Source organism: Parabacteroides sp. ASF519 (genome assembly GCF_000364265.2).
Lineage (GTDB): Bacteria > Bacteroidota > Bacteroidia > Bacteroidales > Tannerellaceae > Parabacteroides > Parabacteroides goldsteinii.
Map to the genome: position 1 here is coordinate 6,183,985 of NZ_AQFV02000006.1, position 14,641 is coordinate 6,198,625.

13 protein-coding genes are annotated in these 14,641 nt (G+C 35.5%); 2 read left to right on the forward strand and 11 right to left on the reverse strand.

Going from position 1 to position 14,641, the window contains the following annotated elements; translation table 11 throughout:
* Positions 1 to 3: 3 nt before the first annotated feature.
* The 10 genes from C825_RS24990 to C825_RS25035 form a co-directional block, all read right to left on the reverse strand.
* The gene (locus tag C825_RS24990; protein WP_009859594.1) at positions 4 to 1,254 is read right to left on the reverse strand and encodes a radical SAM peptide maturase; all 1,251 of its coding nucleotides are present in this window, start codon (positions 1,252 to 1,254) and stop codon (positions 4 to 6) included.
* A gap of 25 nt (positions 1,255 to 1,279) precedes the next feature.
* Complete coding sequence (locus tag C825_RS24995) at positions 1,280 to 2,593, reverse strand: DUF4934 domain-containing protein (RefSeq protein ID WP_009859595.1); 1,314 nt, start codon at positions 2,591 to 2,593, stop codon at positions 1,280 to 1,282.
* Positions 2,594 to 2,754: 161 nt separating this feature from the next.
* A complete protein-coding gene (locus C825_RS25000; protein ID WP_009859596.1) occupies positions 2,755 to 2,991 on the reverse strand; it encodes a TIGR04149 family rSAM-modified RiPP in 237 nt (78 codons plus the stop codon).
* 247 nt (positions 2,992 to 3,238) lie between these two features.
* A complete protein-coding gene (locus C825_RS25005; protein WP_010800567.1) occupies positions 3,239 to 3,487 on the reverse strand; it encodes a hypothetical protein in 249 nt (82 codons plus the stop codon).
* Between the two features lie 25 nt (positions 3,488 to 3,512).
* Positions 3,513 to 4,832: a DUF4934 domain-containing protein gene (locus C825_RS25010; protein ID WP_016213105.1), complete on the reverse strand. Its 1,320-nt coding sequence runs from the start codon at positions 4,830 to 4,832 to the stop codon at positions 3,513 to 3,515.
* Positions 4,833 to 4,959: 127 nt separating this feature from the next.
* The gene (locus C825_RS25015) at positions 4,960 to 5,196 is read right to left on the reverse strand and encodes a TIGR04149 family rSAM-modified RiPP (RefSeq protein ID WP_009859599.1); all 237 of its coding nucleotides are present in this window, start codon (positions 5,194 to 5,196) and stop codon (positions 4,960 to 4,962) included.
* 163 nt (positions 5,197 to 5,359) lie between these two features.
* Complete coding sequence (locus C825_RS25020) at positions 5,360 to 5,710, reverse strand: LytTR family DNA-binding domain-containing protein (protein WP_009859600.1); 351 nt, start codon at positions 5,708 to 5,710, stop codon at positions 5,360 to 5,362.
* Positions 5,711 to 5,733: 23 nt separating this feature from the next.
* Positions 5,734 to 7,776: a glycosyltransferase gene (locus tag C825_RS25025; protein ID WP_009859601.1), complete on the reverse strand. Its 2,043-nt coding sequence runs from the start codon at positions 7,774 to 7,776 to the stop codon at positions 5,734 to 5,736.
* A 129-nt stretch (positions 7,777 to 7,905) separates the two neighbouring features.
* Positions 7,906 to 8,262, reverse strand: coding sequence for a DUF3244 domain-containing protein (locus tag C825_RS25030; protein WP_009859602.1), 357 nt, complete (start codon positions 8,260 to 8,262; stop codon positions 7,906 to 7,908).
* Positions 8,263 to 8,381: 119 nt separating this feature from the next.
* Positions 8,382 to 10,094, reverse strand: a complete 1,713-nt coding sequence (locus C825_RS25035; RefSeq protein ID WP_009859603.1) for a tetratricopeptide repeat protein — start codon at positions 10,092 to 10,094, stop codon at positions 8,382 to 8,384.
* Positions 10,095 to 10,179: 85 nt separating this feature from the next.
* On the opposite strand from C825_RS25035, the gene C825_RS25040 reads away from it, so the two are divergent.
* Both C825_RS25040 and C825_RS25045 read left to right on the forward strand, forming a co-directional pair.
* Positions 10,180 to 12,066 (forward strand): glycosyltransferase family 10 domain-containing protein, encoded by a 1,887-nt coding sequence (locus tag C825_RS25040; protein WP_010800570.1) that lies wholly within the window; start codon positions 10,180 to 10,182, stop codon positions 12,064 to 12,066.
* A gap of 220 nt (positions 12,067 to 12,286) precedes the next feature.
* Positions 12,287 to 12,880 carry an HU family DNA-binding protein gene (locus tag C825_RS25045; protein WP_009859605.1) on the forward strand — a complete coding sequence of 198 codons (594 nt, stop codon included), beginning with the start codon at positions 12,287 to 12,289 and terminating at the stop codon, positions 12,878 to 12,880.
* A 442-nt stretch (positions 12,881 to 13,322) separates the two neighbouring features.
* Here the strand turns inward: C825_RS25045 and C825_RS25050 are convergent, their stop codons facing one another.
* Complete coding sequence (locus tag C825_RS25050) at positions 13,323 to 14,477, reverse strand: AAA family ATPase (protein WP_009859606.1); 1,155 nt, start codon at positions 14,475 to 14,477, stop codon at positions 13,323 to 13,325.
* Positions 14,478 to 14,641: the final 164 nt, after the last annotated feature.

A 14,641-nucleotide genomic window follows, 5' to 3' on the forward strand; every position in this document is an offset into this window, starting at 1 on the left:
TCCTTAATAAATTGATAATTCTTCCATAATTCGCCGATACAATTGAGGATTTTTTCGCAAATATCTCTTTTGACTCAATACAAATTGATCAAACTCTTCCTTATTCATAAATCCATGACAAACTCCCCCTTCTTCCAGATCAGAGATATAGAACATACACTGTTGACAAAATTTATTTCTATAACATTTATTACATTGCTTCTCTATCTTTTCAAAGACAGTATTGTAGAATAATGCAATCTTATCAAAATCTAATACCACTTTTTCTTCATCAACCATTCCTAACACATACTTCTGATCAATACGTTCACACGGTAATATTTTACCATTAACAGTCAAAAATATTTTTTTAGAAAATGGCAAACAAGTACCGGTAGGTATATAAGGAATTTGCGATTTATCCACTAACAAATCCGTGTAATATTTATAAAGATTACCACTAAACTGTTCCAAATATAAATAAAGCATCTTTGTATCAGCTACATCATAAAACATTTCATTAATAAGCTGTGGATAATTAGACAATGCGCGATAAAAGTCAAACTGTTTACTTTGAAACACTTTCGAGAATTCATTTCGTTTATCCTCCCTTATTCCACTCGTATTTAATTCTGACAACATGCTGATTTTTCCAAACTCATGCTTCATAAACCGATAAATATCAGTAGTATTATTGCGATCGTGGAGTACTGAGTTAAAATTCACATTCGTTTCAAAGTAGTCCGGATATTTTTCTTGTAACAGTTTCACATTTTTGAATACCCGATCAAATGAATTTGTTCCATGATGATCTACACGATACCCTTGTGACTCCCTATCCCCATCCAAACTAATTAATAAAGAGAACTTATGCTCTACCAAATAATCCATATATCGATCCAAAAGGATCGCATTGGTTGTCATGGAATATTTAATATCCAAATAATCAATATAAGTAGTTTCCAGATATTCTTGAATCTGCTTAATAAAAGAAATATTCAACAAAGGTTCTCCACCATAAAAACTGACAGTCAAAACACGATTATAAAAATCTACATTAGAATCTTTCCACAATGAGAAAAGATAATCAATCAGCAACTTTGCTTTTTCAAACGGCAAATTTTGCTCTTCTCTTTTATCATAGCTGCCATAGAACTCTCCATAACCACAATATTTACATTTCAAGTTACAGCTATCTGTCACTTCAAAAACGATTTGCCGCAAATTTAATAACTGCTGCTTTATCGTATCAGATGTTAGTTTAACAAATTCCATATTTCTAACTATTTTGACTTTGCTTTTATAGTACACTTTTCTTTAATTTCATCAATATCAGTACTTGATCACCATCCTCCTTCATTTCCGGAAGCATCTTTTTCAATTCTTCCTGCTGTTCCAAATTGTGAACATTCTTACGTTTCTCAAAATGCTCTTTACTCAAAAGTTCTTTCATCTGATACGATTCAATATAACTTACCCAATAGTTCCCTTCCGAACTCATTATCATCGGATAAGCATCAACCCCACCATCCAGATCATTGTAAAAACCTAAATTGTTTATTGGAATATTAGGATCTCTATTTTCATCTGCTACATAATCATAAATAACAGAACACGAATTATTTAAATATTTATCATGTATAACTATATACTCAACTCCTTTTTTACGTAATTTTATAATAAAATATCGCAATGTCTCATAAGCAGGATTCATTATGAATATAGAATGATACATTACATACTCACGCTCTTCTCCATATGACCATAGTTTTGATAAATCCGGTTTATCATCTCCATAATCCAACAAATATCTAGGCTTCACCTTATTATCAATCTCAGTAAATATTGTATCCGCCAAGCCACTAGGCACTAAAAGATTACTACCTTTAAACCGAGTCATCTGATAATTAAACATCAGTCCAGCATATTTATCCTTTTTCGTGTCCAGTTGAGTATGTTGAGAAGGCGTATGATCAAGCATCCTCCCTAGCGTATCTAAAACACCATAGCCGTATAAACGATCTTTTAGAGGCTCCATTTTATAGGTATACGTTTCTGATATAGATACAAAATCATCATTATTATAAAACATATATGCTGCCCTATATTTATCTGTATCGGTTAAAATACTAAACATTTTTTTTAAGAATTTTCCCTCATAATCAAAACGGAACATAGCTCCCATTTGAGCAGAATACAAATAAACATATTTATTTTTTTTATCTATTGATACATTCGAAATATTTGCCAGTTCTCCAGGACCTCCTCCAATTCTTCCTATAGTACGTAAAAACTCGCCTTTTTTATTAATTACAAGCACCCTGTTATAATCACCTATAAAAAACAAACCACTTTCTTCATCATAATCATAAATTTGAAAAAATTTAATACCGTATTTATTCGGAAGTTTCAAAGGTATATATTCTATACTATCAACAAATGAACTTAAAGTAATTGTATTATCTACATTTTTAATTGCCTCTTGCAATGAAACTTTTACAGGATAACTAACGTTTCTGTTCAAAGAGTCAACCTTTACTTCTTCTTGAGGTGAGCTTGTTTTAGAAGTACAACCTATTAAAACAACTAATAAGATTATTACAGATTTCTTCATTTTGAATTATTATAAACAATTTAAATTCAAGCTAAAGCCAAAGCAAAAATATACATATTTTTACTTTGGCTTCAAATAAGGACTAATTCAGTTCATAGTAAGAAAAATCTTACTACTTTTAGAAGCAAATTACAAGGATAATACATTATAAAAACAATTTACTAATGTGTTGGCTTAGTAGCAGGAACACCATCACCACATGCTACATTCCCCCCACCAGATTCAGTATAACCATTTGACACATTAGCATTATAATTCTCGCCTATACTTGATCCTTGTGCGTCTACGTAATTACATCCGCATCCACATTTGTACCCACCTCGCAAAGCATTCATTTGCCTTTGCTCCAACTCCCCAGCATTTAGCTGATTCAATTTTAAACGACTCAGTGTTTTCATTTTACTTAAATCTATATGTTAAACAATTCAGAAAGAAGACCTTTTGAATAAGCCTAAAAAGCATCTCAAGTCAACATTACAATATTAACCATTCCCATCCAATCTATCAAACAAATTTCAGTTCAAGTTCCCGAACGCATGATTTATGGTGCTGAACGCATTCTTTATACCGCAGACAAAAAAACGCAGCTCGAACAGCCTTTTCTCGACGTACACTAACTTTATATTCCGAACCTTTTGTCGACAGTCAAAGCACGGCACGATTATAAAAATCCACTTTAGAATCTTTCCACAATGAGAAAAGATAATCAATCAGCAACTTTGCTTTTTCAAACGGCAAATTTTGCTCTTCTCTTTTATCATAGCTGCCATAGAACTCTCCATAACCACAATATTTACATTTCAAGTTACAGCTATCTGTCACTTCAAAAACAATTTGCCGCAAATTTAATAGCTGCTGCTTTATCGTATCAGATGTTAGTTTAACAAATTCCATATTTCTAACTATTTTGACTTTGCTTTTATAGTACACTTTTCTTTAATTTCATCAATATCAGTACTTGATCACCATCCTCCTTCATTTCCGGAAGCATCTTTTTCAATTCTTCCTGCTGTTCCAAATTGTGAACATTTTTACGTTTCTCAAAATGCTCTTTACTCAAAAGTTCTTTCATCTGATACGATTCAACATAACTTACCCAATAGTTCCCTTCCGAACTCATTATCATCGGATAAGCATCAACCCCACCATCCAAATCATTATAAAAACCTAAATTCTTTATTGAAAGAGCAGAATTATATCCTTCACCTAACATGCTATAATCATAAAGAACAGAATATGATTTATTTAAATATTTATCATGTATAGCAATGTATTCAATCCCTGATTTACGAAATTTTGTAATAAAGTATCGTGCTGTCTCGTATGCCGGATTCATTATAAATATTGAATTATAAATAGCAGACTGACGCAACTGTTCATCAGATGACCATATTTCCGATAAATCTGGTTTTTCATCTCCGTAATCCAACAAATACCTAGGTTTCACTTTATTTTCAACCACTGTAAATATTGTGTCCGACAAACCACTAGATACCAAAAGATTACCACCTATAAAACGAGTCATCTGACCATTAAACATCAGTCCAATATATCTCTCTTTCTCCACATCCAGTTGAGTATATTGAGGAGGCGTACAATCGAGCATCTTCCCTAGCGTATCTAAAACACCATAGCCGTATAAACGATCTTTTATAGACTCTAATCCATAATGATAAATTTCCGATATAGAAACAAAGTTATCATTATTATAAAAAGTATGTGCTGTAAAATATTTTTCATTATCAGCTAAAGCACTAAACATTTTTTTCAAAAAATTCCCTTCATAGTCAAAACGAAACATAGATCTCATCGTAGATGAATACAGGTAAACATATTTATTTCTTTTATCTATTGATACATCCGTAATACATGCTAGTTCTCCAGGACCTCCTCCAATTCTTCCTATAGTATGTAAAAATTCACCTTTTTTATTAACAACAAGTACCCTGTTATAATCACCTATAAAAAACAAACCAATGTCCTCATCATAATCATACATTTGAAATCTACTTATGGCATATTTATTCGGAAGTTTCAAAGGTATATATTCTATGCTATCAACAAATGAACTTAAAGTAATTGTATTATTTACATTTTTCATTGCCTCTTGCAATGAAATTTTTACAGGATAACTAACGTTCTTGTTCAAAGAGTCAACCTTTACTTCTTCTTGAGGTGAGCTTGTTTTGGTTGTACAGCCTATTAAAACGACTAATAATATTATTACGGATTCCTTCATTTTAATCTATTATTAACAATTCAAGTTATAACCCAAATCCAAAACAAAAATATAATACATCTCTGCTTTGGCTTTAAATAAGGATTAATTCAACCCTTGGGAAAATAAACTTTACAGTTACCCGTTCTTAATGCGTTGAAGCAGTTGTGGGAACAGCATCACCACATGCCTTATTTCCCCCATAGGATTGACTATAACCATGTGACACATTAGAATTATAATTTTGTTCTACTGTAATCCCATTGGTTTCCCAATAATTGCATCCACATCCGCAATTATACCCACCCCGCAAGGCATTCATTTGCCTTTGTTCCAATTCATCAGCATTCAACTGATTCAATTTTAAACGACTTAATGTTTTCATTTCACTTAAACTTATATGTTAAACAACTCAGAAAGCCTCCCGCTGAATAAGACTTAAAAGCATTTCAAGCCAACATTACAATGTTAAGCATTCCCATTCAATCCATCAAACAAATTTCAATTCAAGTTCCCGAACGCATGATTTATGGCGCTGAACGCATTCTTTATACTGTATACAAAAAAAATGCAGCTCGAACAGCCTTTTCTCGACGTTCACTAACTTTATATTCCGCACCTTTTGTCAAGAGTAACCAATATGAACCATTTTTAAAAAGAAGTTCAGACACATGATGCATATTGACAATAACTTGTCGACTTACTCTTATAAAGTAATTTTGCAACTGAGTTTCTACTGCGGTCAGACTTGCACGAACTAATACTTTTTCATTATTAAAAACTAACCAAATAAACGGTTTATCACATTCAATCGCAACCAAATCACGACAAAAGGCTGTTTTTAACCCTCCTTTATAAGAATAAACGAATGAATTATCTTTAATTTTTATCGTATCCATATAATTTAATTCTTTTATTTCCTTTATGACACAGGTTTACCAACTGAAGTTTCAAACATCCTCCAAGTCCGCACATACTGCATTAATGGTTCTTTATACATGCCACAGATTTTGAGAAATTCTTTACGGTTCTCTTCTTCCTGCTTAAAACTATTAAAACGGGAATTTTCATAGCGATAATGAAACAAGTGATATAAAGCTCCGACTGCACGCGAAACCGGTAATCCCACTATTTCCATTCGCTTGACACGCTCCATATCTTCCATTCCCCAACCGCAAAAATGTTCATTTTCTCCTCCTGCCTCCAAATAATAATCCTTATGTACAAGAAATGCACCACCGACAGAATGAATAAAACAATTTAAATGTTCTTTTTCTTTCAGAAATTCAATCAAACGGTTGTCACGAAAAACACAACTATCCTCCATTGAACAAAAATTGAAACGTCCGTCATAAGGAAAACTCATTACTGATTTCCCATTCCGAATATCGGCTATAGAAGAATCAATTTGATCGTCCGGCACTATCACATCAGTATCCCATATACCGACAATCGAAGTATCTGTTTCGTACAACAACTCATTCAGATATTTCGTCCGATAAAAAATGGGGTTATCATCTTTCACAAAGCGGTATGTCACATTCAGACAATTTCCAGGCACTCTATATTTGGAATCGTTATCAGCTTCCAATACTATTATTTTGCTCCGCTTACGTTTCGATAACTGATCTAAAACGACATCCAGGTTTTCCCGTCGTTCAGACGAATCGATACGGACCGGGATTACAAACGTAACAATATCATCTAACGGTTTATCTACATTATATATATGGACAATCTCTTTCTCACCCAATAAGCGCTTTGTCCTCTTCGGGAAGATTCCTAAAGCATCTATTTTTCGGATATCCTTCAATAAATAGTCATCGACTATTTCAATATCTCCCAGGCGATCCAGGAATTGGATCAGGTTTTGTTTATTAATAAGAGTAGCCGTGCCCTCTTCCGGAACATCTATCCGAAGTGTCAAATAATGTATCCAACCATATAAAGACTCTTTTTGCTCTTTATTCCAATTTATACTGAGAGCAGACAAACGCGTATCCAACTCCATCAGTATTTCATTTTCTTCACCTTCAGCAAATCCGTTACGCAAAATGTATATAAACCCGCATCCCAAACTACAAAAACTAGATTCCTGCCCTAAAGACGGAACAATTTCTATATCATTTCCCAATAATTGCTCTAATAACTCATCCGCTTGTTTTTCATAAATTACATCTCCGGTATAACTCGCATAAGTATACAATGCTATAATTCGTCCAATCTCCGGAATACCGACAGTCCATTCGTCCGGCGTTTGCTGATTGGCGTTCCTATAACGGTTTATAAATTCAATCTGATATTTTCGGCGTATATCATACGCATATGTTTTCTGTTCATCTCGATGTAATTGGGATATCTGAGACGCATGCCAACGATACATCATTAATACCTCTGGTAAGTTTTCTACTTTTCCTGCTAAAGAAAACCGTGACATCAAATCGTAATCAGAAGAATACACATATTTTTCATCATATCCTCCATACTTCCTCATCACATCAGTTCGAATCATCAGAGACGAATGCAAAGATACATTATCCTGTAGTAAGCCTATCATCAACTGCTCATGCGAAGATGGCAAAGTCCATTTCATTCCCGGAATAGAAAAATCAAGTCTTGTACCTAATATCCAAAGATCCGGACAAGCTTCCAAATATTGATATTGAAGTTCCAATCTTTGAGGATAAGCGACATCATCTGCATCCATGACACAAATATATTTCCCAACAGCAATTTCCAGTCCTTTATTCCGGGAAGGATAGTTCCCGACATTATATTCATTACAAATCAGAACAATACGTTCATCTGCATATGATTGAATAATAGCCAATGAATTATCTGTAGAGGCATCATCTATAATAATAAACTCAAAACGGTCAAAGGTCTGATGTAGTATACTATCTATCGCTTCATGAAGATATTTCTCTTCATTAAAAACAGGCATTATGACGGATATGTCGATCATGGTATTCTTTAGATTAGGCAGTTATTTTTAATATCCGATAATAAATCTGTTAAATCATGAGGGTGTGTTATAGTGAGACTTTTGCAACACCCTCATCAGAACAGGACTCGTTCATAAATTACGTGTTCACTACAGAATAAAATCACCCTGCAAATAACCGTATTTGTGACTCAAACGAACCTGATACATCCCGGTTATCTCACCCAACGTAAAATGAACTGTTTCTCCGGAAGATATGGTTATACATTCTTCAAGGATAACTTTCCCCTCGGCGTCTACCACTGTAATCGTTAAATCAGATAAGGAATCTGCACTATATATAGATAAAACAGATCCGTCTATGGATACCTCCGGTACTTTGGGAAAGATTGTTCGGATTCTATCATCCCCCCATTTTCCTTTTACATGAACATTGTCGCTAAAGGCTGTTTGCGGGAAGACTCCCGTTACCAAAATAGCCAAAATTAAAATCCAATAGTTTTTCATGGTAATAACTTTTTTAAATGTTACACAAAAGTAGAAGTGGCCAAAGATATTACCTAGTATTTTTGGTAACAAAGACGTAACAGCCTACAAAAAAGTCCTCATGAGCAACAATAAAGTAATCAAAATGACAAAATGAGAGTATCAAAATCCTGGGCCGTCCCCTGTTTGCCTGTCATTTTTTTATACAAGCGTTTTCTTCCGAGAGATATTGCCTGACTGGTCTTCGCCAATAATACAGCCATACGACTTACCGGAATTTCCAACTTAGTCAAACAGCATATCTGCAAATCCTGTTCTGAAATTTGGGGATACATCATTTTTATCTTATAGGTAAAATTCAAATACAATATGTGATCAATCCACTTAACCACTTCCAACCACTGTTCAGAATCCAACTTATCCCATTTTGAACGCAACCCTCTATACAAATCGGAAGTAAGAAAGATTTTATATTGTTCCTCCTTTGTAATCGGGAAATCAGTCTGATCAACGGTCTGTTCATTCTTTATACCTTTCATTATATCCAATTCCATTTTCAACCCATTCGCCAGTCTCGTTTTTTGTTCCAACTCTAAAATTGTGGCATTCCGTTCAGCTTGATATTGCTTGCTTTCTCGGGCCTGCTGTTCCTGAAGGCGTAAATATTGTTTTTTTTGTTCTTTCTTTTTCTCCTTTATACTAAAAACTAGAATAACCGCTACCAATAGAAATAAAATTGTTCCTCCTAAAAACGAATACATATAAATCGTTTTACGGTCTGCCTCCTTTCTGTAATATTCTTTTTCTCTTTCAACAAGCAGGTAATCATACATACTTTGCAGTCGGGTTAAAGTTTCCTTATAGGTCAATCTGTCTGTCGAATCACGAAACGCCTCATATTGTTCCTGAAAAACGACATAAGCGTCCAGATTTCTTCTGGCTTTTTCCAACTGTGATAACCAATAGTAAGTATCCTTCAATGTATAAATATCAGTACTTTTCCGACAAAAAGACAAATAATGGTAAGCAGAGTCCATCTTCCCTGATTTCAAATACAAATCACCTAAAGTTAAATTTACCAGACAGGAATCATCGGCTATCTCTATTTGCGAATAAGCTTTCCAGGCATAAGTCAAACCGGTCTCAGTATCTCCAACTCGCCCATACGCATCTGCCAATTCATTAAGCATATAAAATTCATGTGAACCTGAAGTATACAACAAGGCTTTCGAATAATAGACTATCGCACTATCCAATCGGCTCTCGCACACATGAATACGAGCAATATTCCGGAAAGTCACAGATAAGCTGACCGTGTCTTCATCTCTTAAAAAACAATCAACAGCCTCTTTTTGAAAAGCCATCGCTGGTTGATAAAGCTCCTGATAAGTATATAAAGTTCCTAGATTGGCACACAATCTTCCTAACAAATAAGGATTATTCAATTTCTTTCCTACTTCATAGGCTTTCAAGTAATATTCCTGTGCTTGAAGAGCATCATTCAAATCATAGAATACATTTCCACAATAATAATAAGCCTGCATCTTCCGAGCCTTGAAGTTTGTCTTTTCATAATATTTGACTGCAATTTGTATCAAAGAGTCGGATGTATGTTCTATTCGTTTTTTATCTTGTGCTTGCGTATACAACAAACACCAAAGCGCATTTTGCGCCTCTGACATATCTTCCCGATATGTTGTTATACTATCTAAAAGTAATAACGCGCTATCCGGCTTTTCATTCATATATTCCTCTGCCTTTTTCAATAAAGGAGAGACATTGGTACTTCTACTACAAGCTACCAGACAGAAAAGTAGCAAAAGATTTAGTATTAGCTTAAGTCCTTTTGACATATGCAACTGTTTTATAGGACGCAATATAGAACTTTATTTTCAAAAGATCACAAAAAAATCAATACATTTACAAAAAAATTATACAATGAGTACTTCATGTCCTTTTTTATCTATAATAGTTCCGATATATAATGTCGAAACGTATCTGGAAGAGTGTTTGAACTCCTTGATCAACATACGGATAATTTCAAAGGAGATTATTTTGATCAATGATGGCTCTACTGATCGGTCCGGTGAAATTGCAGAGAAGTTCGCTTCTTCTCATTCCTGTATTAAGCTCTTTCATCAACCGAATCAGGGATTGTCGGCAGCACGTAATAAAGGATTGTCTGAAGTGCAAGGGGAATATATAATGTTTATCGACAGCGACGATTGGATAATAGAAGGACAGACCGAAAAAATGTTCTCGGAAGCTATCGGTTTTCACCCCGACATAATAATGGGAAATTCCGTTTGCTATTATCCTGACGGACAAACCGGGACCTTATTTAATCCAATCCCATCCCATTTATGCCATACCTGCCTGACAGGAAAAGAGTGTTTTTCAGAATTAATGAAACACGGGGCTTTTCCTCCGATGGTTTCTAATTACCTATACAAAAAGGACTGGCTAAACAAGCAAACATTGTATTTTGAGAATGTTGTCCACGAAGACGAACTCTGGACTCCTCAAGCTCTTTGCCTTGCAAAAAGCATTTACATCACCAACATTGATTTTTACGGATACCGGCAACGGGAAGGTTCTATCATGAGGACATTAGTCACGTCCAAACGCGTACGAGACCTTATCTATATAGCTAATCGTTTGATTCGTTTTGCATCGGGATACCGTTTCAATGGCCCGGACCGGGAAATGAAAAGCGAACTATACGCAAAAGCTTATATGTTATATAATTTAGCTTTCTTATCACTGGCCAAAATCAAAAATGGTAATTTCACTTTACCGTCACATGCATTGTATACCATTTTTAAAATATACCACCATCTCTCACCACTCTCAAAAAAGAGGATTTACCGTTATTACAAAAATGCCCAGAATAATTTGAAGAGTTATTTAAAATGGAAGATATCTTACTGGGCGGAGAAATTATCTCCTGAAATAATAAAAAACAAACATATTATATTGATATATAATACGATGTGGGATACTCCTCTAAACATTCCCGTTGAGCAGATACCGGAAGACTATAGATTCACGACTGACAGGCAGTATTATTCTCAGGCACAAACAGTTATTTTCCACTTACCGACATTAATCAATGAATTAGAAAACGACCTGGAAAAACCTGAAGGACAAATATGGGTTGCCTGGACATTGGAATGCGAAGAAAACTACCCGTTCTTCAAAGATCCGGAATTCACGGAGCTTTTTGACTACCGGATTTCTTATCATCAAACGGCAGACGTCATACAATCGTATTTGCATGACAATTTTATTCCTTTGATGAAACAACCAGTCGACACAAAGGAGAGAGCCAACAATATCTGTATGCTTATATCCAGCCCGATCAACCAAAGTTCGAGACAGGAATACCTGAAAGAACTTATGCGGGAAATACCTATAGATTCCTATGGAAAACTATTCAATAATAAGAAAATGGATCAGGATAACGGAAGGGAGTCCAAAATCAATTTATATAAACAGTACAAATTTGTTATTGCTTTTGAAAATGCCTGTGCAACCGATTATGTAACGGAGAAATTCTTTGATCCGTTGATCGCCGGAGCGGTTCCCATCTATTTAGGCGCCCCTAACATCAACGAGTTCGCACCTGGAGAGCATTGTTTTATCCATGCAAATGACTTTAAATCCCCTAAAGAGTTAGCCGATTATATAGAAGAATGTTACAATAATGAACAGGAATATCAATCTTTTTTCCAATGGAAACAAAAAGACCTCCGTCCTCAATTCATAGAGAAAGCCCAATTACAAAAAACAGCTCCCTTCATCCGCTTATGTGAACTTATTTGAAAGAATATCATTAATATATGCTATCTCCGGTACAATTCCTTCCATTCCGTATTATATTTGTATTCGTACGTTTTTACGTTTGATATATATCAAACGAATAAAACACATATATGCTTCTTTCGTTTGATGATTGATTTCCTTTCGTTCAATGATTATTGAATGAATGGTTGTACGGGATGAAAATTTGTTTTGGCTGGTATTAATTTAAAACAAGATAGTAATGAGTTTAAAATTCGGATGGTACAAGACACCGGTCCCGGGAGACAGGGAAGACAAAAAGATTCCGCATGCACGGATCATTTCACAAGGTACGCTCGACACGAAGTATATGTGCAAGATGATCTCGATGTCGAGCACGATCTCATCGGCAGACGTAAAAGGGGTATTGGAAGCACTTAACTTCTGGATGGGGTTTCACCTGGCGGAAGGGAATAGCATCGAGCTGGACGGACTGGGGTATTTCACACCCACGCTGAAAAGCCGGACAGTAACGGATGAAAACGGTAAAGCCAAAGTCATCGCAGAAGCCGACACCGTCAGTTTCCGCTGCGCAACCTCCCTGAAAGAACAGGTCAGAGAAGCCGGACTGGAACAGGTGAAAAAGGCGAAAACAGAAAAACTCACACAGGAACAACGGCTGGAGAATATTATGAAAGAGGTGAATAAAAACAGATGTATCAACACCGGCACCTGCGTGCAGATAAATCATTACAGCCGATTCATGGCCCTGAACGACCTGAAGTTACTGATAGACAGCAATAAGCTGGTTCAGATCGGCAGAGGGAAACAAACAATGTATATACGGTCATTTTAGCAGGGGTGAAATTTGTCATTCTGCGTTCTATCTTTTATCTTTGTTCGAAATTTCGCGGTGGCGAAAATAACCGCCGCGAAATTTCAGATTAATTCCGATAATATGAAATTTTACCGATCCTTTCTAAAGAAGCAACGCAAACTGTCGGGTATGACATTGGAGATGTATTTCAGGGAAAAGCTGAAAGAACAGTAACTAACAACCTCAACATAACTCTGCAATATTGCGTCATAAACGATAAAATAAGGTCATTATGAATAATAGAAGAATTGCTTCTGGGCTAGAGTTACCCAGTACAAATATACGGCATTTATCTCTAAGTGCCGTATATTTGTACATATTTTCTTTCCCTACCTCGCTTAAAAAATATGTTTTATAACTATTTGATTTTTTAGTATGGTCGCGTTGTTTTTGTGCACCTTTTTGAAATACTAAGTTTCGCCTATAAAAAAATGGATTTATTACCGTAAATTTGATTTATCCACATGGAAAACAGCTTATCGGTCACGGAAAACACTTTATTGATTTCAGTAATAATGTCTTTTTCCAGCAGTTTTTTTACGGCTGACTGTACTGAACTTGCAGATGTCAGGCTATGTCGTTTTATAAACGATCCGGATGTAATACGCTCTGCTTCGCCGTCTTTGGCAATAGCATAGAGTAATTCTTTCTGTTTTTCAGGGATATTTGATAATATTTCACGGAAAATCGTATCATTCGCCGCAATCATGTTGTTGATAGCTGCCCGTATCATTTCCAGTGTACATATTTCCCCTTCCGGGGTATCGGCAAAAGCTTCGTTAAAAGTTTTCTGAATGTAGAACGTATGCCCTTTAAACAGGGTATAAACCCGTTCTACATCTGCAACCTCAATTTGGCGGTTCCGCTTCAGGAAATGTCCGACAATGAACGGGATATATATATCCGGAGCAATTGCGGTCAACTCAAGCATATCCGCACTATGATAAAAAGGGCGGGCGGCAGACAGGAACATCTCTTGCATCATATGCCGTTCGCTACCGGCAAAAATGAAATGGCTATTCCTTATTTTCTGAATGTGAGTACGCAACAAGGCTTCAATATTCTTTTCCGGATATTTGGCGATCTGCTGAAACTCGTCGATCGCCACGATACAGGGTTTGTCAGCCGCTTCCAGATAACGAAAAATCTCATCCAACGTATACTCGGGACGATCTATATCACCTAACTCTATATTAAATGTCGGTGTACCGGAAAGCGGATCAAATCCAAATTTTCCACTGATGGATTTCAGGGTTTGAATGAAAAGGTTTGTCATTTTCCGGCTGCGGGGCAACAATGTTTCGTAAATCTCACGCCCTAACAAATAAGTAAATTCACGCAGCCCCGATGTATGCAGAATATCAATGAAAAAAGTGTAATATTCCTCCCTGATCTCCGGCTTCTCATAACAGAATTGAATCAGTCCCGTTTTACCCATACGGCGGGGAGATATAATAACCATATTGTTTCCGTTCGTGACAGACTTTATCAGGCGAGCCGATTCCTGTATACGATCACAAAAATATTCCGGTTCAATTTTACCGGTTACGATAAAGGGATTTACAACTTTTGCCATATACTCGATCTTTTCAGCAAATATAATTATTTAATTCGAATTATTCAAATCGAATAATTTTATTAGCCTCTAATAATGGTTTTCATTTGCATTATAAAAGAACAATAGTTACCTTTGTAATAGTCATTAATGTAACAGCCATTAAATTAATGACCATTAAAACA